At 35.6% G+C, this 21609-nt stretch carries 24 protein-coding genes and 1 other annotated feature (1 of these 25 only partly in view); of the genes, 5 read left to right on the top strand and 19 right to left on the bottom strand.

Annotated features, from left to right (window positions below; all coding sequences use genetic code 11):
- Positions 1–99 precede the first annotated feature (99 nt).
- The 4 genes from MKX78_RS06185 to MKX78_RS06170 form a co-directional block, all read right to left on the bottom strand.
- On the bottom strand, positions 100–486 hold the full coding sequence (locus MKX78_RS06185; RefSeq protein ID WP_307317619.1) for a hypothetical protein: 387 nt from the start codon (positions 484–486) through the stop codon (positions 100–102).
- Positions 487–613: 127 nt separating this feature from the next.
- Positions 614–799 (bottom strand): hypothetical protein, encoded by a 186-nt coding sequence (locus MKX78_RS06180; protein WP_095370157.1) that lies wholly within the window; start codon positions 797–799, stop codon positions 614–616.
- A 44-nt stretch (positions 800–843) separates the two neighbouring features.
- Complete coding sequence (locus MKX78_RS06175) at positions 844–2010, bottom strand: TraB/GumN family protein (protein WP_341050256.1); 1167 nt, start codon at positions 2008–2010, stop codon at positions 844–846.
- 344 nt (positions 2011–2354) lie between these two features.
- Positions 2355–3332, bottom strand: a complete 978-nt coding sequence (locus MKX78_RS06170) for a ring-cleaving dioxygenase (RefSeq protein WP_307317625.1) — start codon at positions 3330–3332, stop codon at positions 2355–2357.
- 289 nt (positions 3333–3621) lie between these two features.
- On the opposite strand from MKX78_RS06170, the gene MKX78_RS06165 reads away from it, so the two are divergent.
- A complete protein-coding gene (locus MKX78_RS06165; protein ID WP_095370159.1) occupies positions 3622–3912 on the top strand; it encodes an AbrB/MazE/SpoVT family DNA-binding domain-containing protein in 291 nt (96 codons plus the stop codon).
- Between the two features lie 49 nt (positions 3913–3961).
- On the opposite strand, the gene MKX78_RS06160 is transcribed toward MKX78_RS06165, so the two are convergent.
- The 12 genes from MKX78_RS06160 to MKX78_RS06105 form a co-directional block, all read right to left on the bottom strand.
- The gene (locus MKX78_RS06160; RefSeq protein WP_095373508.1) at positions 3962–4417 is read right to left on the bottom strand and encodes an NUDIX hydrolase; all 456 of its coding nucleotides are present in this window, start codon (positions 4415–4417) and stop codon (positions 3962–3964) included.
- A gap of 26 nt (positions 4418–4443) precedes the next feature.
- Positions 4444–5580: a Ger(x)C family spore germination protein gene (locus tag MKX78_RS06155; protein WP_341050254.1), complete on the bottom strand. Its 1137-nt coding sequence runs from the start codon at positions 5578–5580 to the stop codon at positions 4444–4446.
- Complete coding sequence (locus MKX78_RS06150) at positions 5577–7067, bottom strand: spore germination protein (RefSeq protein ID WP_341050251.1); 1491 nt, start codon at positions 7065–7067, stop codon at positions 5577–5579. The genes MKX78_RS06155 and MKX78_RS06150 overlap by 4 nt, the downstream gene beginning before the upstream one ends.
- Positions 7045–8145, bottom strand: coding sequence for an endospore germination permease (locus tag MKX78_RS06145; RefSeq protein ID WP_224935228.1), 1101 nt, complete (start codon positions 8143–8145; stop codon positions 7045–7047). Before MKX78_RS06145 ends, MKX78_RS06150 begins: the two co-directional genes overlap by 23 nt.
- 131 nt (positions 8146–8276) lie before the next feature.
- On the bottom strand, positions 8277–9053 hold the full coding sequence (locus MKX78_RS06140; protein WP_322910016.1) for an alpha/beta hydrolase: 777 nt from the start codon (positions 9051–9053) through the stop codon (positions 8277–8279).
- Positions 9054–9070: 17 nt separating this feature from the next.
- Positions 9071–10078: a FecCD family ABC transporter permease gene (locus MKX78_RS06135; protein WP_341050247.1), complete on the bottom strand. Its 1008-nt coding sequence runs from the start codon at positions 10076–10078 to the stop codon at positions 9071–9073.
- Positions 10071–11051, bottom strand: a complete 981-nt coding sequence (locus tag MKX78_RS06130) for a FecCD family ABC transporter permease (protein ID WP_341052722.1) — start codon at positions 11049–11051, stop codon at positions 10071–10073. Before MKX78_RS06130 ends, MKX78_RS06135 begins: the two co-directional genes overlap by 8 nt.
- Positions 11052–11430: 379 nt before the next feature.
- Positions 11431–12072 (bottom strand): FusB/FusC family EF-G-binding protein, encoded by a 642-nt coding sequence (locus MKX78_RS06125; RefSeq protein ID WP_322910015.1) that lies wholly within the window; start codon positions 12070–12072, stop codon positions 11431–11433.
- 101 nt (positions 12073–12173) lie between these two features.
- Positions 12174–12437 carry a CD3324 family protein gene (locus MKX78_RS06120; protein WP_095370166.1) on the bottom strand — a complete coding sequence of 88 codons (264 nt, stop codon included), beginning with the start codon at positions 12435–12437 and terminating at the stop codon, positions 12174–12176.
- 222 nt (positions 12438–12659) lie between these two features.
- Positions 12660–13379, bottom strand: a complete 720-nt coding sequence (locus tag MKX78_RS06115) for a YebC/PmpR family DNA-binding transcriptional regulator (RefSeq protein WP_341050245.1) — start codon at positions 13377–13379, stop codon at positions 12660–12662.
- A 105-nt stretch (positions 13380–13484) separates the two neighbouring features.
- Complete coding sequence (locus MKX78_RS06110; protein WP_307317643.1) at positions 13485–13832, bottom strand: DUF3147 family protein; 348 nt, start codon at positions 13830–13832, stop codon at positions 13485–13487.
- Positions 13816–14238 (bottom strand): MarR family winged helix-turn-helix transcriptional regulator, encoded by a 423-nt coding sequence (locus MKX78_RS06105; protein WP_341050242.1) that lies wholly within the window; start codon positions 14236–14238, stop codon positions 13816–13818. The genes MKX78_RS06110 and MKX78_RS06105 overlap by 17 nt, the downstream gene beginning before the upstream one ends.
- 175 nt (positions 14239–14413) lie before the next feature.
- On the opposite strand from MKX78_RS06105, the gene MKX78_RS06100 reads away from it, so the two are divergent.
- Positions 14414–14923 (top strand): DUF6241 domain-containing protein, encoded by a 510-nt coding sequence (locus MKX78_RS06100; protein ID WP_224935203.1) that lies wholly within the window; start codon positions 14414–14416, stop codon positions 14921–14923.
- A 7-nt stretch (positions 14924–14930) separates the two neighbouring features.
- Here MKX78_RS06100 and MKX78_RS06095 read toward each other — a convergent pair whose 3' ends face one another.
- Together MKX78_RS06095 and MKX78_RS06090 are read right to left on the bottom strand one after the other, a co-directional pair.
- Positions 14931–15197 carry a hypothetical protein gene (locus MKX78_RS06095; protein WP_095370171.1) on the bottom strand — a complete coding sequence of 89 codons (267 nt, stop codon included), beginning with the start codon at positions 15195–15197 and terminating at the stop codon, positions 14931–14933.
- Positions 15198–15342: 145 nt separating this feature from the next.
- A complete protein-coding gene (locus MKX78_RS06090; protein ID WP_095370172.1) occupies positions 15343–16434 on the bottom strand; it encodes a citrate synthase/methylcitrate synthase in 1092 nt (363 codons plus the stop codon).
- A 105-nt stretch (positions 16435–16539) separates the two neighbouring features.
- Here MKX78_RS06090 and MKX78_RS06085 point away from each other — a divergent pair, with 105 nt between their 5' ends.
- The 3 genes from MKX78_RS06085 (at position 16540) to MKX78_RS06075 (ending at position 19875) form a co-directional block, all read left to right on the top strand.
- Positions 16540–17418, top strand: coding sequence for a LysR family transcriptional regulator (locus tag MKX78_RS06085; RefSeq protein ID WP_095370173.1), 879 nt, complete (start codon positions 16540–16542; stop codon positions 17416–17418).
- A gap of 125 nt (positions 17419–17543) precedes the next feature.
- Positions 17544–19004, top strand: coding sequence for an aldehyde dehydrogenase family protein (locus tag MKX78_RS06080; RefSeq protein WP_307317652.1), 1461 nt, complete (start codon positions 17544–17546; stop codon positions 19002–19004).
- Between the two features lie 19 nt (positions 19005–19023).
- A complete protein-coding gene (locus tag MKX78_RS06075; protein WP_095370175.1) occupies positions 19024–19875 on the top strand; it encodes a methyl-accepting chemotaxis protein in 852 nt (283 codons plus the stop codon).
- A gap of 85 nt (positions 19876–19960) precedes the next feature.
- On the opposite strand, the gene aspS is transcribed toward MKX78_RS06075, so the two are convergent.
- Positions 19961–21265, bottom strand: coding sequence for an aspartate--tRNA(Asn) ligase (aspS, locus tag MKX78_RS06070; RefSeq protein ID WP_370873376.1), 1305 nt, complete (start codon positions 21263–21265; stop codon positions 19961–19963).
- Positions 21266–21381: 116 nt separating this feature from the next.
- Positions 21382–21609: a binding site (T-box leader), on the bottom strand; it runs 5 nt beyond the window's last position.

Raw genomic sequence — 21609 nt, 5'->3', positions numbered from 1 at the left:
TCAGAACAATACCAAATACACGAACAAATTCAAAAAAATGGATTTGTTCGTGTAAAATACATATTTTAAACTATGCTAAATCCCATATATCTTTTCTCCTCATTCCTTTGCTTTAACGACAATCACCTTCGTATATTGTGTGGTTTTACAGTCAGATAAATCTTTATCATCGATAATTTCTAAATCTAGTGCAGACTGAATTCTCTTCTCATCTGGTATTTTTTGAATAAGTTGATGCTGATTAATAGATTCTAATTTGTTTACCGTCTTCTCTCTATCGTACTGCTCTTTCACCCTAATTTGACGCTGTAATTTATATTGGGAGAGGATGAGTTCACCTTTTTCGTTTCTCCCTACCGCTTGATCAAAGTATTCATTGAATACTTTTTTCATAGCACCTAACTCTTCATCAATTTGTTTTTTTAATCTGCTGAGCTCCGCATAGCGTACAAGTACTTCATTGGTAATCACCCTATTCGTATTCATGCTGTCCCCTCTTTCATTCGTTGTTATTTCATTGTATTGACCAACCTCAACTGTTATGACAAAAAGAGAACATCACAACTAAAGCCCATATAAAAAAACGCCTTTCAAAAGAAAAGGCGCTCTTACATTACTTTTTATCTTTTTTATCAAGTGTTAAGAGAATCCACATAATGGTTCCGGACAAAACACCTGCACCAGCTGAAATCAACGTTCGATCACGTAATACTAATTCTGCTGAATCAGCTTCCAGCATATTAAACGCTATTATCGCAACTACAATAGCAACAATAATAATTGTTGGGAATTTCTTCAAACGTCATACTTCCTTTCAATGAACATTACTAATTCTAGTATAACTTATAAATGATCAATAAATAAACGAATGACATCTGCTCCGCCAATAAAAGTTCCTAATGAGCTACCGAGATTGGATAGCACAATAATGAGGAGAATCCTAGTTACTTTATTATTCCAAAACCCTTTCAATGTAAATACATCTTCCGAGAGGTTTTCGAAATCGCGTACGTTCGGACGCTTAATGAATGCTTGGACAAATCCGGCGATCCAACCTACAGCCAACAACGGACTTAAAGATGTAAATGGCGCAGCAATAAATGCTGATAATATTGTAAGAGGATGTCCAAATGCAATAGCAGCCCCTAGAGCAGCGAGCCCTCCATTCCAAAGGGCCCAACTAATTGTTTGTTGTACTCCAGCCGATGGATTCATGAGAAAAGTAAGAACAATAAGGACTAAAATTGCTACTGGAATCATCCAGCCAATTACTTTTGGCGCTTTTGATTTTGGTGGTACTTCCGTTAATTTCTTGAGATCATGTTTTTTCTCAAATTCCCTTTTAATACCTGGAACATGAGCTGCTCCTAATACAGCAACAACCTTTTCACCGGGCGCATTCTTTATTTTTTCTGCCAAATATTGATCGCGTTCATCAATTAAAGGTACTTTTAATTGTGGAAATACCTCAGTAAAATCATTTAAAATGGAATCAATTGAGTCTTGATTTTTCATTTTTTCTAGTTCTTCTTCAGTTATCGTTTCATTGCTAAATATACCGGCAAATACTTGTGAAAGTAACATTGCTTTTCCCTTAAAACCCAGTCCTCTCCAGATACGAGAAAACGTAATTTGGATATTTCTATCAGCTAACACAAGCTTTGCTCCGGTTTCCTTAGCAGATTCAATGCCTTGAATCATCTCTTGTCCTGCTTTAATTCCGAATTGTTTAGCCATACGATTTTGAAAAGAGGAGATAGCAAGATTCATTAATAAAAGTGTTGCTTTCTTTTCTTTAATCACCTTAAAAATATCCATGTCTTTCCATTTATTTCCTTCTATAATAGACTCATATCTACCTTTATCTAATTCAATACATACGGAGTCAGGCTGCTCTCTTTCAATCACTTCTTTTACTTGCTCCGCACTATTTTTGGATATATGTGCTGTACCAATAAGGATATATTCTTTTTCATACATATGTATTCTCGTGATATTTTCTTCTGACATGCAACGATCTTCCCCTTCATCTAACCTAACCGTACTTTTTATACATATAACCATACTAAACTAGAAAATGCAAAATGAAAATTGATTTCTCTTATTTCTTTGAAAAAACACTCCTCCATGTTATTCCCTTATTCCTTTTAGTTATAAATATTGTATTTCACACAAATTAGATAAAACATATGAATAGTATCCCTATTAATTGGTGGGTGTTATGTATCATCTTGAAAAATAATCAACTCAGATAAGTATGTATTGTTTTAAGCATAATTAATTTTAACGAAATTAAAAAACGCGATCAAATGAGATCGCGTTTGCTTAATCCTAATTAATACTCATAGAGTGCGTCATTCTTTTTTAAAGTCAATTGTACTTCGAACTGTATCGATTGGTCTGACTAGGCCTTCAATTTGTTCTCTTTTAGATTCGAAGAATGGTGGCAGTGACAACGATTCACCTAGTGTCTCATATGGTTCATCTCCCATAAACCCCGGACCGTCTGTTGCCAGCTCAAATAGAATTTGCGGTGCAACTCTTGTATACAAAGAGCCGAAGAAGAAACGGTCAATAAAACCTGATGATTGGTAGCCAAATTGCGCCATTCTCCCAGTCCAATGATCAATAGCTTCCCTATCTTCCACTCTAAAAGCAGCATGATGGACGGTACCGTATCCTTGGCGTGCCATCGGTAAAACGGTATTATACTCAACAATTACTTGTGCACCATTACCACCTTCGCCAACTTCAAATAAGTACAAGTCACCTTCTTGGGCAATTTCTCTAAACTCTAATACTTTCATCAGCATTTCTTTAAAATAATCAATATTAGATACACGTACAAAGACCGGACCAAGGCCAGTAATCGCATACTCTAAAGGAATAGGACCATTTTGCCACGGTGTCCCAGCTTCGACACCTTTATTATTTTCATCGGAAATAAGCTGATACTGCTGATCATCAAAATCAACAAACGGCAAAACTCTTTTGCCAAATTGCTCTTGTATACCGCTATGGGCAACATTTAACCGGTCAAACCTTTTCACCCAATAAGCCAATGCCTGATCACTAGGTACACGGAAAGATGTTTGAAAAATTTCATTTGTACCATGAACACCTTTGGGTATATTAGGGAAATCGAAGAAAGTCATATCTGTTCCAGGACTTCCCGTATCATCTGCGAAAAACAAATGATATGTTTGAATATCATCTTGATTGACAGTCTTTTTCACTAATCTCATACCTAAAGTATAGGTGAAAAATTGATAATTCTTTTCTGCACTACTAGTAATCGCAGTTACATGATGAACGCCTTTTATACCGTACATCGAATCATTCCCTTCTAGAATTAATATCTACATAATAATTTAAAAGTATTTATATATCTTGAATTAAAATATCTTTAACTTGAGATAAAATTATCACGAATTCGATTTTCTGTCAACTTATTATGATTGCTCTATCCCATTTTACAGAAAAAAACTTTTATGACAAAAACGATAAAAATAGTAATATAAATGTAACCAGTTTAATAAAGGATTTTTGCTAACATTGTATAATAATTAACTATTAAAAAAAATAAGTGGAATCCACAACCATTAATAGGAGGTAGTCATTTTGAAAAGCACAGGCATTGTTCGTAAAGTTGATGAATTAGGGAGAATAGTCATTCCAAAGGAACTAAGAAATACTTTAGAAATTTATGAGAAGGATCCACTTGAAATATTCGTTGAAAATGATCGAATTATATTACAAAAGTATAATGCCAGTAAAGCTTGTCAAATAACTGGTGAAATCGAGAACGATAATTTAGTGCTAGCCGACGGGAAAATTGTACTTAGTAGAAAAGCAGCAGAATCACTCATAACAGAAATTAGAAACAAACAATCACTGTTACATTTTAAATAGGCGATTAAGAAACTAGGCTCTTCAAGTATAGAATGAGAGCCTTGTTTTTTTATGGTTGCTTTAATAATTGTTTAACTGGTTCTATATACTTTTGATAATTCTCGATTAATCCACTTGGAAGCTGTTCAATAGGAAAGAATTGTGCAGACAAGGTTTCCTCACTATTTGTAGTTAATTTCCCACTATAGTCATTTGTCATATAAACCGCAGTAATGGCATAAAACTGATCACCGTTTTTTGTACGTACAAAGAATTCCTTACCTGAAAACAACTGAACAAACGAAAGATTCTCGACTACAAGCCCCGTTTCCTCTCTAACTTCTCTTTTCGCTACTTCCTCCATACTTTCACCTAAGTCCATTAATCCTCCGGGTAAGCCCCAAAGAGACTCCGGCCTTTGTTGTAGCAAAATCTCATTTCGGTCATTCACGATAACAACAACAGCTCCAGGTAAAAGTAATGGCTCCTTACCTACATACTCTCTTATCTTTTTATAGTATTCCATTTCGTCTTGCTTCCCCTCTCCCAATCTTAATAAGAAAATTGATAATCGTACTCTCCTGTTTTCGTAATAGTAATATCGATATTTATATTCGCAATAGAATTTTCTGTTAGTGTAAACCTTCCTTTGTAATCATGCTTCCAACGGTCATAATCTTTTCTATACACAAGTTCTTCAAGATTATATATATCTGCTTTTATGTTTAAAGCATTCTCATAGGTCTCTCTAATTTCCTTCTCCATTTTTTCGATAATTTTTTCCTTCAGAATGGGTAACGAAATTTCTTTATAAACCTCAATGATTCCTCCATTTGCATTAATATCGATATCAAATTTATCTTTGTCTAATTCATTTATTTTCAAATGTGGGTCTAATTGGGTAATAATGAGATTTACTTCATCATTATTTTCCAATTTGATTCTTAACGGAGACCTTTTTGTGGTCTTTGTTACCCAACGTAAGCCTCTGAATTGACTTATTGGTAAGCCCCCTAAATATTTCTTTTCCTTTAAAAGGAAGACTCCAGAGCTTTTAGCTGAATCATTTGTTGCTCCCTTAGTTCTCCAAACATCCTCTTTTACTGATATCATCGGTAGTTTTGTGGTGGTAGCTTTCTCAGTAAAGTCTGAATAGAACCGATGCATTCTGATAGGTGAAATGATAGAGTGTACATGATAAGCTTCCTCTGGATTAAAAAGTGTTGTTTGAACCGCGGAGCTAAAGAGACTTGTTACTAGTAGGATATCCTCAATCGAATCTTTCGTGCCATACATCCAGTTAGTTTCCCGTATCTGTTGAAAACGAGCCAAACTGTCACTTATTTGATCAATCCCATGTTGCAGTAATCGTTCATGAAAAATAATGATTCCTATATGTGCCCAGTATACTATTTGATTGGATTTATCGTAAATCATATTTATAGCAGCTTCCATTGATTTTCCTTGCCCTTTAGCAACCCAGACTTTCGACGGCACTGTTGCTGCTTGATCCGACTTTGCTACACCTGCAAAAGACACTACCAGTGCGTACAATATATAATCCTCTTTTTCCTTATCATAATCAATGCCAATGGCGGTTATATATTGCATTTCCACAATGTCCTTTTCATCCCAACAACCACTTAATAGAAGAGCACATACGATAATAGGTATAAGGATTTTTTTCATTTTAGCCTACCCTTCGTGTCATCCTTAGGTCGCATAGTACTTGACCTTTTTTTTCGTAAAAGATATGGTTTTTCTAAAATACTTGCAAATGTATCTTTAAATGACAAAGGAGAAAGTGGAGCTAAATAAGGCAAACCAAACATCTCTAGTCTAGATAAATATAATATCACTGAAAAAATACTGATAAAAAACCCAAATAAACCGAGCACCGCTGAGAAAAGCAAGATAAAGAAACGTACAAGGCTTAAGGAGGCACCGAGTGACTGGTTAACAAGGGTATATGCAGCAACAGAAGTGACACCAGCAATAACAAGCATGGTGGGAGCTGTTAAACCACCCCTTATTGCTGCATCACCAATGATTAGCCCCCCTACGACCGTTAATGTTTGTCCGATTGCTCTTGGAAGGGTATTACCTGCTTCCTTAAATAACTCAAATAAAGCTAAGACTAAAAATGCCTCTAACGGTGTTGATAATGGTAATCCCATTCGCGAAACTGTGATAGTCGCCAAAAATGGGAAAGGCAATTGATCCATATGAAAGGAAATCATAGCAACATAAAATCCTGGCAAAATACTTGATATGACAAGACCAGTTAACCTAAAAAACATTTGCATATTCGTATAATAATATTCTGTGAAGCGATCTTCCGGTGTTTTTAATACTGAAAATAATGTAGTTGGACCAACCATTACAGTAGGACAACCATCCACAATAATGACAAATCTACCTAAATCTAGATTAGCAACTACGTTATCAGGACGTCCGGTATAATTAAACAAGGGGAAAAGAGTATAGTACTTACCTGACAATACCTCTTCTAAATCGGTTGTACTAATAATCACATCTGTTTCTATTTTTGCTAGCTGACTTTTTAAATCAATAACATATTGCTCCTTTATTATATCTTTCACATATAATAAACTAATTTTTGTTTTTCCTCGTACCCCTATCTCAATTGCTTCATTTACTAACGTTGAGGTTTTATACCGTTTTCTTATTAACGCAAGGTTAATATGCAAGTCTTCCACAAATCCATCTCTTGGTCCACGAAAAGATAATTCCGAATTGGACTCTTCTGGTGAACGATTAGGAATTTGAGGCAGTTCAAATTTGAACATTTTATCTAATTCTTCTACTAGGACAAAAACCATGCCAGAATAAATATCTTCTGCTATTGATTCTTTATCTTCTTCCTCAACATTCACTTGATACATCAGTAATTGCTCATTCTCTTCCCTTTTTTCTTCTAGGCGCCTGTCTGCTAAAAAACTTTCTTCTAACCTACCTAAAGCCTCACTTAATTTACCTTTATCGATCATTACTTCAGAAAAGAGAACAACCACTTTCCCTGGTTGTGGATAATATTGAAACGAATAATTAACAAATTGCACGTCGCCATTGATTGCGAATTGCTGCCTTAAGTATTGCTCATCCAATTTATCAGTTTTCGGCAGTCTTTTCTTATTGTTTAATTGCGTTTTCATTTTTTTCCACTCTTCCTTTAATGAATAGGATTAGATGAATACTGAGCGTCACAAGTAGAATCCCAATAACTGTAATAGAAAAAAAGTAATGATCAATCATGATTTTATAAGTCGGTCCATCAATTGGTAAAGATAGGCCGATTATTAAAAAAAGACACACACTAATTAATAAAATCACTTTCCTTTTTTGCGTCTTAAAATGAAATAAATCCCCAATGATAAAGATAGACAAGCTAATACGAATAAACGCACCAGAAAGCCATTGATAAATAGAAAGGAAATCTAACTTATTCAAAAATTTCCCTAAAGTAATTAAACGCCATTGTGCATAAGCAGGGTGCACTAATTCTGATGCTTGTGCTGGACCAAATTCAGTAATTGCACCAATTAAAGGGCCAAAATTAACAAAGACGAAGAAAATACATATCGGAATGAAAAATTTTAAAGAGATGTTATCACGAATATGATGCTGTAATAAAACTAACAAAAAAACCTCCAAAAGCCCTCCTGATAAAATAACAACACCTATTAGAATAGGAGCCCATCCCTCTTCAAAAATGGGAAAAAGTAACGAATAATCTTTAAACTTAAAATTGGCTATCATAATAAAAAAACCAAGAAAACAAACGATAGGAAATAGAATTCCACTAGCAATCGTAATAGCTTTTATACCTGAGAGTGCAGCTAATAAACAAAGAATGATTAAAATGATAAATAAAACATACTTAGGTGTTTGTATCATATAATTAGTATTCACCCACGAAAAAGTTGTATATAATGTAACAAATACATTGATGAATAAAAGAAATAAAATCAGTGCTCGAATGGCATTATACGCAATTGGAGGACTGTTGGATTTTAACCAGTTCATCAGGTTTTGTTGCCCTGTTTTCTTTATTATTATGTAAATGAGAGGAATCCAAATAATATAAAGACTTCCAGCTATCATTAAACTAATCCAAGCGCTACGTCCTGCCACGCTTAAGACAGAGGGCAATACAATTACATGGGTCATCAAACCTATGGCAAGGCCCAAAACAGGAAATGAATTTAAAGCGGTAATACTTCGAACCATCATCTCTTACCTCCCTTTTTCTTAATATGAGCGAAGAAGTTGGTTTTTATTCCAAAACATATTTGATTTTACAACCGCAACAATTTAAAAAAGGGGTTTTGTGATAAAGCATCACAAAACCCCTTTTTATAGAATTACCGAAGAAATCTCAAACCTGTACTTAATACTGTTGGTATAATAGAAGCGTGATTTTCTCCTTCTATTTCCTTATAGATAACTGACAGTTGTTCCATTTCATTGATTTTCTCATAATACTTTCTAACAGCTATCAATAAATGTTCTTTCTCATCCCCACCTGCTGCTAGAAAAAGGCGAATGTCAAGATTCTCATGCCTTTGTTCAAATCGTTCCATAAAAGCTGGCACTTCTTGCATGAGAGCTTCACCATTCCACCAGATCGAAGGACTACAAGCGAAATACGCCTGATAAGAAGTTGGATTTTTCATCATCGTCATTAATGTGAATAACCCACCTAAAGAATGACCAAATAAGGATTGATTCTCTTGATTAACCGGAAACTCTTTATTAATAGCTGGTTTTAACTCATTTTCTATAAAGTTATAAAACTGTTCCGCTCCCCCAGTATCTCCCCAAGCACTACCATCTGGTCGTAGTGGTAATTGGTCACTTTCTGCAGGTGGGGTAAAATCAAAGACCCTCCTTGAATGAAAATCTTTAGCTCCATATCCTATACCTACAATAATCACTTCAGATACGCCTGTTTTAGCAGACCGTTTCGCCTGCAGCCGAATAACTTCCTTTATCAACTGAAAATAGGCATCACCATCAAGTACATAAAGAACACCGTAGCCTTCAGGTGGGGGTGGACTCTCTGGCATATGAATTGAAATGACATAGTCTTGCTTTGTTTTAGAATGTACTGTCCATTGTTGTATTTCTCCATGTAACACTTTCCCATCCCCCATCATTATCTTTTTTGCTTGACTAATAAATATAAGAAATATGGTACACCAATCATTGATATGACAATTCCTACCGGCAATTCGACTGGCGTGAAAACATTTTTGACAACAAAATCAGCAATGACCACAAGAAACATACCAATCAAGCCCGAAATCGGTAAAATATATTGATGCTTCATTCCTACCAATTGTCGTGCAATATGTGGTGCCATTAAACCAATGAAGCTAATATTTCCTGAAACAGATACACAAGCACTAATTAACCCAATGCTTAAAATAATGAGTTTAATCTTTTCACGTTCAACAGGTACTCCTACACCCTTCGAACTAATGTCAGATAGTCGAAAAAGATCTAATAAATAACTTTTCCGGATAATTAATGGAATAAGAATAACTAGCCAAGGTATCATTGAAATAATATAAATCCAATTCGCATTATAAATACTCCCAGATACCCAAACAGCAGCCATCTCATAATCAGAAGAATTCATTTTTAAAGAGATATACATAGAAAGCGCGCCAAAACCCGAACTAATGGCAATTCCAGTTAGAATTAACCGACCAGTATCAAATGTCCCCTTTTGCCAAGAGAAGAAAAAGATAATAACCGCTGCAAGTAGTCCACCAATCAATCCAAAAATCGGCATAATCATAATCGATAGCCAACCAGTTAAATCCAGCTGCCCTTGGAAAAACAACATAAATATAACAATTGCAGCCCCTGCTCCAGCATTGATTCCTAGAATTCCGGAATCAGCCAATCCATTCCTTGTTACACCTTGAATGACCGTACCTGCTATACCTAAACCAAATCCAACAAGTGCTCCAATGACAATTCGAGGCAAGCGAAAATCAAAAATAACTAAATCAAGCTGATCAGACGGATCAATACGGAATAAAGTATTGATGACATCAGTAAAATTTACATTTATAACTCCATAAACTAAGCTTACATAAGCACTCACTAAAATAAGAATAGATAAAGCAATCGAAATAAGAACGGTTTTACGCATGCTTTTCGCCCCCTCTCTTATAAATCAGGTAGAGGAAGAATGGCACTCCTATGAGTGCTGTCACAACACCAATTGGTGTCTCGAACGGATGATTGACAAACCGGCTAATGATATCACATACTGCTAGAAATATCGCCCCAATTATTGCGGAAGATGGAATGAGCCATCTATAATCTACACCAACTAAAAATCTCGCAATATGAGGAATAATTAACCCTACAAAACCAACCTTACCAACGAGGGCTACTGCTGTCCCAGTCAGACAAATGACTGCCAATAAAGCAAGTGCTTTCACCCATTTCGTCTTTTGCCCCAAAGTAACAGCAATTTCTTCTCCTAGAGAAAGAATGGTAATATGTCCAGAAGTGATGAGAGCGATAATCAAACCAATGACACCAAATGGAATGGCCAAAAGAAATGTATCTACATCTACTTGATGTAGTTTGGCATTATACCAAAAACTAACATCTTGTGAAATTTGAAAATACGATGCTAATGCAGCAGAAGTACTTGATAAAAAGGTACCTATGACGGTCCCAATAATCGCTAATCGAACGGGTGTCAAACCTTTTGGTATTAATGAGCCGAACCCATAGACAATCCCTGCACCTAATGCGGAGCCAACCATTGAAAACAGTATCATTTCAATTGAAGTCATATTCGGCAATACAATCATGCAAATAGTGATAACAAAAGCCGAACCATCTGTTACACCCATAATGGAAGGAGAAGCTAAATAATTCCTTGTCATCCCTTGCATAATCGCACCTGATACAGCTAAAAATGCACCAACTAACATGGCCGTTAATACCCTCGGTAACCTTGAGGTAATAATAATCGCATGATCGGTATTACCATCATCGTATGCAGTAAAAGCTTCCCAAATCGTTGCTAAAGATATCCCTTTAGTTCCGTAAATAACAGATAAAATAGTTGTTATTATAATAAGTATAGGTGATATCAATATAATCATTTTTGCTAATCTTGTTTTATTCTTCACAATCCCCACAACTCTTTTTATTTATTTTTCTATTAAAATGTATAGAAATAGTTAAGATACTACCGTCTTTGTTTATATGTAAAAAATCCACCTCAACTCTTGGCGAAAATGATAATCGTTATCATTTACTATAATAAAACATCTCTCAATTGACAAGATAAAAAGAGAAAAAACCGAATCTTCTCATACCTTGAAGAAAAAAACACATACAGTCAGCCTAGAAGCCTTCAGCATGTGCGCATTTTACTAGACAAATTATATTTTCTCAACCAAAAGAAAAACGGCAACTTCATCGCTGAAGTGCCGCTTAAAAATCAAATCAATATCCACTTAAGTATTTCGCTACATTTATCTATTTTCCTTTTATATGTCGAATAAATTTTGACAAATGAAGCAAAGTTTCTACATGATGATTACAATCTTTCATATCTTTACACACCGTATTACCTCTTTTGGTAAAAGTACCAACCACTTCACCCTTTGTCTCGACTATGAACATGCCTATATCTGTAAAACGGTGACAAATATGACAAAGCCCTTTTTGTTCAGAAGGTTGGAAAGTTCCTCTTAAACCAATATAGCTTTGCTCGTATGGGGCAACAATCATTCGGTACTGACTACCCTTTTCATCCCAAGATAGATAGGTCATTGTTTGATAATCTTCTGCATCAATTAATGGGAACTTCAGCTTCTTCACTTTTGGAAATAACTTCCTTAGTTTCGTTTCTGACAGAGCTGGGAAGGGGATAACGTAACGCTTTAATTCATGGAAGAATTTATCTGCAGCTAATCGATCGTCAACCAATTGCATTTGTCCCAGTAAGGAAGCCTCCTCCTCCGCCATATCAGGTAATGATTGCTGAACCGCTTCCCATGCCAATGTTTTTACTGTTTTTAAGATCGTTGGATCATTGACAGAGGCCTTGGCATTTATTATTTTATTCACCTGTTTTTTCACAAGATTATACTGTTCGTTGGTCATAAAGGCTATCATTATTTTCACTCCTGCCTTAGTTTCTTCCTTATTAATTTACCCTATATGTAAACATAAAAAAATGCCGAATTTAAATAAAAATTAAAGTCGGCATAAATCATTTATTTTGTGTAAATAATTTTCCTTATTGTCTCGTGAGCTAAAAAGTATTCATCGCTTAGCTCATCCATTGTTTTCCCCATACTATAGGATGCTCTAATTTCTTCATTTCTTTGACTGATTTTGAGTCTTGCTCCTGATTTCATTCCCCAACCATCCTTATTGTGAACGGGTTTAGGGATATAAATCGATTCACCCTGAATATATTTTTGTATCTCTTTTAATAATTCAGGTGGTAACACATTCTTTGCTTTTTGATATCTCATCTTACGCTCGCTCCTTATTGTTTGTAGATAATAAGGACGCAAAGCCTAATGAAGAGACATGGCGATTGCTTTTATTCTACCTCACACAAAGTATCGCCTTCTCTATAGGCTTTGCGTGAGCTGTTTCATTATTTAGCAAAAAGGTGATTTGCATTTTGTGACCACCTCCTAAAAATAGAATAAAATGGATGCGAAACAAAAAATCGCATCCATCATTTATATTTATTCACTCATGTCTACATTATGGTAAACACGTTGTACATCATCTAAATCTTCTAGGGCATCAATTAATTTGTCAAATTGTGCGAGTTGTTCTTCCTCTAAGTTCACTTCTGTTTGTGGTAACATCGTTTGTTCTGCAACCGTAAACTCTTCAATGCCAGCACCTTTTAGCGCCTCTTGAACAGCATGGAATTGGTCAGGTTCTGCATAAACAATCACTGATTCTTCTTCTTCAAGAAGGTCACGCACATCAATATCCGCGTCCATCAATATTTCTAACACTTCATCCGCTGTTTTTCCTTCTAAACCAAAAACAGCTGTTGCATCAAACATATAAGAAACAGAGCCACTTACACCCATATTTCCACCATTCTTACCAAATGCAGCGCGCACATTTGATGCTGTGCGATTGACATTATTGGTAAGGGCATCAACAATAATCATACTACCTCCAGGACCAAATCCTTCGTAACGAAGTTCATCATACTTTTCTTCCCCGCCACCCTTCGCTTTATCAATCGCGCGGTCGATAATATTTCTCGGTACATTATATGTTTTTGCACGTTCCAATACTTGTTTTAATGCCTGATTCGATTCTGGATCAGGTTCCCCTTGTCTTGCCACTACGTAGATTTCAAGGGCAAATTTCGTATAAATACGGCTATTATTGGCGTCCTTTGCCGCTTTCTTATCTTTTATATTATTCCATTTACGGCCCATATGTCCCACTCTCTTTCAACTTTTATCTAATCATCATTTTTTTAGATGCACTAAATATTCATTGATTATTATAACGCAAACCGCTAAGAGAAAAAAGCTCGTTGATTAATTAATGTTTTTCCATAGGTTAAGTAAGACAAATTGTGCCCCGAGAAAAACTGCCCAACCTATGACACCGAAAAGAATAGAAACAGCAAAAGGAAAAGCAGACTTTAGCGAAAAAAAGACAATAGCCAAAAGTACTATCGTACTTGGTAAACCTAAAAGAACCCCAAGTGTGAATTCACTCATCACTCCTGTATCATTTTTTTCTACCCAGAGCCAAATAAGGCTTAATAAACTGACAAGTGGCAATGCAGCAATGACACCACCATATGTAGGAAAACGTTTAGCCATTTCTGTAACAACGCCAATAATGATTGCTGAAAGAAGTATTTTAACTATTAGTTGCATTTTTCGCTCGCTCACTTAATAAGTGTAAGACTGAATCAATGATTTGTTTCTCCGAAGGCGTCATACTAGCAAGAATATGCGCTAATTTTCCCTCGTCAAGATTCGCATTTCTCTTTAGTACTTGCCTCCCTTGTTCAGTTAGCCTTAATATAACCATTCTCTCATCTACTGTTGATCTTTCTTTATGTATCCATGACTTATGAATCAATCTCTTCACATGTTCAGACGCAGTATTGTGTGAGACGTAAATATTTTTCGCTACTTCTTTTATTCCAATATGTTCACACTTATCTAAAAGCTGCAAAATCCTTACACCTTGATGGGATATCTTATCCTCGTTTTGATTTTGATAACGTAAGTAAAAATAGATGTCTGTCCAGTATTTATTTAGTTCAGTTGGATTCATATAATCAACCTCATTCTTTTTCATCTTATAATAAGATTATATCGTATAATACGATAAATATACAAATGTTTTTAAGTTATGGTAAAATATTCACAATAATCTGTATTAAAATCAATTCTCTAAGAAAGTTTCCACCTTCACAAACCTTCCTACTTTGAAAGGGGATCAAATTAATATGAAAAAATGGCTCGTAATTATTATAATAAGTGGATTTGTGATTATTAGCGGAGGCTGGTTTACTGCAAGTTATCTCAGTAATGATTCTCTTTCAGTAGCTAATCTTCAGGGTGATACTTCAAATAAAGCATCAAGAAAAGCTAGTATAGATGGGGATATGAATGCCTATACGGAAAACACTGGATTAAGTACAAATTCGACTCAAAGTGAAGTAATTGATGTGATGCATAAAATGACACATCAAAAAGTCAAGGCAAGTGAAAAGTGGGGTTCTGTTCGAATGTCAGAACAAGCAATTGAAGAAGTGAAAAAAACGATTGAAAACAATCAATTTGAACATGAAGAAGAGCTTTTAACTATTTTAGATAAATGGAGCAAAGGGGATTTCTCTAATGTAGATAATGACCACAATTATTTCTGGTCATTGCAAAATGGCACAATTGGTAAGGCAACTGGAATCTTATCCCCAGAAGAAGAAGAAGCTTTTATTGAGAAGTATTTTGAATAAGTCGTAACTACTTACTTTTCCTCTTTTTTCTATACAGAGTAAATATAATCATCATAAAGCAGAGAAGGGCATAATAGGGATAGCCTGAAACTTTAAATGCATACAACGCTTGATCCACCACAGTAGGTGTTCCATCTTGTGCAGTTGGAAAAATAAGATGATTCTTATACAACTCATCACCAATAAGATAACTACCTACAATGCTTGTAGCAACTAAATAAAAACACATTAACAAAACCAATATAAACACACTAAAAGAATAAATATACTTCATCCCTTCCCTCCCATCCATCATTTTCAAAATTACATACGCTTAATATACTTTATTCTAAATCATTAATATATGGGTAATAATGTAAAATTACACAAAAAAAGTTGCCCATTTTTCGGGCAACTTTTTTGTCATTTACATACAGAGATTATTTTTCCGATCCAACATACGTCGATTGTGGTCTAAAAATGACATTATCTTCAGCTTGTTCAAGAATATGTGCTGTCCAGCCTACCATTCTAGCAGCAGTGAAGGTGGGAGTAAAAAGAGTAGGATCCATTGAGAGCGCTCTCATAATTGCTGTTGCGTAAAATTCAACATTGGTATATAGTTTTCTATCAGGTTTTAACTCAGCAAGTATTGTAACCACTTCTTTTTCAACTTCAATTGCAAAATGAAGCCAAGAATCCTCTACTTGCATCGATAGTAACTTTTCTTTTAAAGCCTCGGCTCTTGGATCAACCGTTTTATATACACGATGGCCAAACCCCATTAATTTTTCACCACTTAGTATCTTATGTTTAATCGTTTTCTTTCTATCGTTACTAACCTTCAATTCTTCTAATAATGCGATAACACCTGTAGGCGCACCACCATGTAGTGGTCCTTTCATTGTACCAATTGCTGTTACAATACTAGAAACGATATCTGACTCAGTAGAAGCGGTCACACGAGCGGCAAATGTTGATGCGTTCATACCGTGTTCCATCGTTAAAATCATATACGTCTCTAATGCCTGAACATGAGCTATTAACGGTTTTTTTCCAGTAAGCATATATAAATAGTTTTCAACATGTGACAATTGTAGCTCTGGATGGACCACATCTTTGTTTGCTAATAGTCTCGTACGGTGAGCAATAATCGTAGGAATTACCGCTGTTAGCTTGATGGCTTGTTCCACTGTAGGGGGACCGCTGTAAGTTTGATCACCTTCTAATGAAATAAGCGTTCGAATGACATCCATTAAACTCATATCTCTTGGTAATGCCTGCAGCACTTCCCATTGCAAAGGACTTAATGCTCTATTATCTTTGATCTTTTGAATGCACTTCTTCACTTCCCTATCCGTTGGCAATTCCCCATACCACAGTAGAAATGCTGCTTCTTCAAATGTTAATGTTTTCGTCAATTCTCCAACGTCATAACCTCGATAAGTTAATCTTCCTTTTTCTCCATCTACAGAAGCCACTTTTGTTTCAACCGCAACGACACCCTTTAAGCCTTTCCTGAACATTTTCATTCTCCTCTCTTCTTTTTTTTAGTATACTCTCGTTGTATAATTAAGAAAATTAAATATTTTTTATCAATTCATTTAATAATATTAATTGATAGGATGGTGAGGAAATTGGAGTTCCAATGGTTAAAAACCTTTATTACAGCAGCAAACTATTTAAACTATAGACAAACAGCAGAAGCTCTTTATATTTCGCAACCGTCAGTTACTGTTCATATCCGTCATTTAGAAAAAGCATTAGCAACCACTCTTTTCAAGAAAGAGGGACGTTCCATGCGTTTAACAAAGGCCGGGAAACAATTTCTTCCGTATGCTAAACAAATTCTAGCAAGTTTTGAAGATGGTAAAAAAGCACTTAGTCATTATACGCAAGGATATACTTCCTCGCTAAGCATAGGAATTTCTCCTATTATCGCTGATACGATTCTACCTTTCGCATTAAAAAATTATATGCGAAAGCATCCATTTGTTGAAGTAGCTGTACATGTACTAGAATCCGAGGAAATGGAAAAAGCTCTCTTCGAAGAGGATATTGATATCGGCTTGAGCTGTAATCTGCCTAATTCAAGAGAGGTGCAATATCAAATACTATACTCTGAAGATGTTAAATTAATCATCGCGCATGATGGAAAAGATGCTGAGAGCGCACCACCATTGGAAGAGGAAGATATTTTATTTCATCATCTTTTAATAACCGACAATCATCCCATATACTGGTCTAAACTAAAAAATGATCTTCACTATCAGTATGCCTTTATCAAAACAATGAAAGTATCGCAAATACACATTTCTAAACGGTTCATTATTGAGGGATTGGGTGTTTCCTATTTACCGCTGTCCACTGTAAGAAGAGAATTAATGGAAGGATGGTTATTAGAAGTCCCCCAATCAAAAATTACATTACCCCAAGCCCATACGTACGCTTGGATGAAAAAAGAAAATAACCAACAAATTGATTTCATGAAATATTTACAAAACTACCGTTTGTGACAATTCAACGAAACATGAACAACATTAGATATAATTACCTATATATTTTACATTTACTAACTATCATTTTCGACTCTTATAGTCGATAAACATCTTAGATTCATATATTCTAAGGAGGTTTTTCCATGAGTTTTCAATTATCAGTATTAAATAAGCAGTTTATAAATGGAGAATGGCGCCAAGGAAATAGTCAAACTCTCTTACAAAATATTAATCCATTTAATGAAGACATCCTTGCAGAAGTAAATGGTGCTACATTAGAAGATATTGATGAAGCATATCAAGCAAGTGCTAAGGCAAAGCTAGAATGGGATCGTGTCAACCCCTATAAAAAACGAGACATATTAGAAAAAGCGGTAGCCATTATCGACTCACATGAAGAAGAAATTGTCCAGTTAATTATTGCTGAACTTGGAGGTACTCGATTAAAAGCGGCTTTTGAAATTGGCCTTGTAAAAAATATGATTAAAGAGGCAGCCACTTACCCACTTCGTATGGAAGGTAAAATTCTGCCGTCTACAGAAGACCATAAAGAAAATAGATTATATCGTGTTCCAGCTGGTGTGGTTGGAGTCATTAGTCCATTTAACTTTCCTTTCTTCCTTTCTATGAAATCAGTTGCTCCTGCACTTGGCGCGGGATGTGGAGTAGTCCTCAAACCTCATGAAGATTCAATGGTAACTGGTGGTACATTAATAGGAAAGATATTTGAAGAAGCTGGTGTCCCTAAAGGATTACTAAATGTTGTATTATGTGATATTAAGGAAATTGGCGATGGCTTTGTAGAACATCCGATTCCAAGAATCATTTCTTTTACCGGTTCTACTACAGTAGGTAGTTACATCGGTCAAGTAGCAGTGAAGAACTTTAAAAAACCTTTACTAGAGTTAGGCGGTAATAGTGCTTTTATCGTCATGGAAGATGCAGATATTGATTATGCCGTTAATGCAGCAACATTTAGCCGTTTCACACACCAAGGACAGATTTGTATGTCTGCGAATCGTATTCTCGTTCAAAAATCAATTTACCCAACGTTTATGAACAAATTTAAAGAAAAGGTAGCAGCACTTAAAGTCGGGGATCCTAGCGACCCTGAAACCGTTATCGGTCCTGTTATTAATAAACGACAAGCATCAACATTAGAGGATTTAATTCATACGGGCATTCAAGAAGGTGCAGAACCTATCCTATTAGGAGAAATTAGCGGGAATTTAGTTGCACCAACGATTTTAACAAATGTGACCCCTGAAATGACAGTCGCACAAAAAGAACTCTTTGGTCCTGTTGTTTGTATTATGACTTTTGATACAGAAGAAGATGCCATTAATATTGCCAACAATACACAACTCGGATTAAGCGGGGCGCTTCATACTGCCAATGTAGAACGCGGTGTTGAAATGGCAAAAAGAATTCACACGGGTATGATTCATGTAAATGATGTCACGATTAACGATGAGCCTATTGTTGCTTTTGGTGGTGAAAAACAATCCGGACTTGGTCGATTAAATGGAGATTGGAGTTTAGATGAGTTTACAACAATGAAATGGATTTCTGTTAATTATAGTCAAAGACAATTGCCATATTAATAATTAGGGAGATAAAAATATGATTGAAACAGAACAGCAATCAATAAACGTAATGGACGCTTTTCTAAAGGTAGCACCTTACTTAAATACATTAATTCATGATGATATCACTATTGGTATATATGATACAGAGAAATTAATCATTAATTATCCAGGAAAGACATTTTCATTAAATGTCTCTCCTGGGGACCCTCTAATAGACGGTGACATTATTACAGAATCCATACGTACAAATAGCACCAAAACATCTATGGTACCAAAAGAATTATTCGGTTTTCCCCTTATTGCAAAAGCCATCCCCCTTCATAATGAGAAGGGTGAAGTAATCGGTGGAGTAGGTATTGGAATTAGTTTAGAAAAGTCCAATCAGCTCTTCGATGTAGCAGAAAGTCTTTCAGCAGTATCAGAACAAACAGCTGCAGCCATTGAAGAGATAAGTAAATCAGTGACTATTCTTGCAGATAAAGTGACTGATATGTCTTCACAAATGGGGACTGTTAGCCATAGTGCAGATGAAATCGGAAAAATATCCACTGCTGTAAAAAGTATTTCTGATCAAAGTAACCTTTTAGGTTTAAATGCAGCAATTGAAGCAGCACGAGCTGGGGACGCTGGAAGAGGATTCTCTGTAGTAGCGGAAGAGATTCGTAAACTTGCAAGTAATAGTAAAGACCATGTTTCGCAAATAGATCAAATTACGAAAAGTATAGCGGGGTTACTCACTGAGCTTAATCAATCTTTCTCACAAATTCATCAATTAACAGATACCCAAGCAGCCTCCATTCAGGAGTTTTCAGCGACGATTCAAGAAATTAGTCGCAACGCTCAACATTTAGTGGAGATGGCTGATACGACAGTAGATAGTGATTGATATTCTTTCTGTCATGTCATAGCTTGCCTTCTATAAAGAAGCACGAACAAATACTTATACCTTTAGCATTTGTTCGTGCATTTTCTTATGGGGTTAATCGATGCCGATCTCGCGGGAATGCCGACGCAAAGCGGACATTAGGACGATTCATTATTTTAGCTGTCAGTCGCTCTAAGCCTATTGCAAGACCGCCATGTGGTGGCATACCGTACTTAAAGACATTCGTATAACTTTCAAAATCTGCAACTTTTAAGTGATTTTCTTCTATTGAAGTGATTAATTCTTGATAGTCATGAATCCTCAAGCCACCAGTTGTAATCTCTATCCCTTTGAACAATAGATCAAAAGAATCTGTGTATAATGAGTGATTTTCTAATGGCTTGGCATACATTGGTCTAACTGTCTTTGGATAATGTGTGATAAAAACTAATTCACTGTTTTCCTTTTCAGAAAAATACTGACAAATTAACCGTTCTCCCTCAGGATCCAAATCTTCCATCTCACTAGTGGATTTATGATATTCATGAGCTAAAATTTGCTTTGCTTCATGAAGTGATATACTGGGTATTCTTTCAATTAAAGGAATTGTTACACCGACTTCTTGTAGCTCTTTTTGATAACCGTCCCGAATGGTGTTAAAAATAAACCGTAATAGATTCTCCTCTAATTCCATCAACTCTTTGCTCGAAAATACAAAACCCATCTCTAAATCAAGGGAAATGTATTCATTTAAATGTCTAGATGTCGCATGTTCTTCCGCTCGATAAACAGGAGCTACTTCAAATACTCGTTCATATCCTGCTGCTACCATCATTTGCTTATAAAATTGTGGTGATTGCCCTAAATAAGCAGGTTGATTAAAATAGTCTATTGAGAAAAGGTTCGCCCCTCCTTCAGCACCCGCTGCTACAATTTTCGGTGTGAAAATTTGGATAAAATCCTCATTTCGTAAAAAAGATGAAAAGGCGTCAACAATTGCCGACTTTATATTAAACATGAGATGCTCTTTATGGTTCCGTAGTGATAAAACACGATTATTCAATAATGTGTCCATGTGGACATCTAATTCTTTTTGATTTAATACAATTGGTAAGGGTGCATTAGCAGTGTTTAATAACTGAAGCTTATCTACAATTACCTCTACACCCGTATCGGTTTTCATTGTCTTTACAACAAGACCCTGTACAGAAATAACTGACTCTAATGAAAGTTTCATTTCAGCCAATTCATTCTCTAATACACATTGAATGATGCCACTACGATCCCGTAACTGTAAGAAAGTAATTCTTCCTAAATGTCTAACACGGTGAACCCACCCACATAGTGTAATCTTTCTGTTCACATGTTTCATTACATCGGAGCAATTCACACGGCTTATTCCATCATTGATCTTGAACATCATCATTCACACTCCTTATTATTTTGTTTGTATCTTCGTTATCGTCATCATCACTATCCATGTGAATCACCCCTTTCTTATCACACAAAAAAACCGAGCTTCATCCCAGAAGGGACGAGGCTCGGTTCTCGCGGTACCACCCTAATTATTACATCATTCAATGTAATCTCTTATATGCCCGTTAACGGTGGCCACCGTCCACGCCTACTTAGTAAAAACTTTTCAGATGGAACTCATTGGTGTCTTTCATCTAACTCCTTATCGCCACTCTTTCAGCTAAAATAAGCAGCTCTCTTATAAATAAGGGTGTCAAACTACTCCTCCAACTCAACGCT

Origin of the sequence: Cytobacillus sp. FSL R5-0569 (assembly GCF_038007265.1) — a bacterium.
Classification (GTDB): domain Bacteria; phylum Bacillota; class Bacilli; order Bacillales; family Cytobacillaceae; genus Cytobacillus; species Cytobacillus kochii.
Note: the sequence above shows the minus strand (reverse complement) of the source record. Positions and strands in the feature narration are given on the sequence as shown.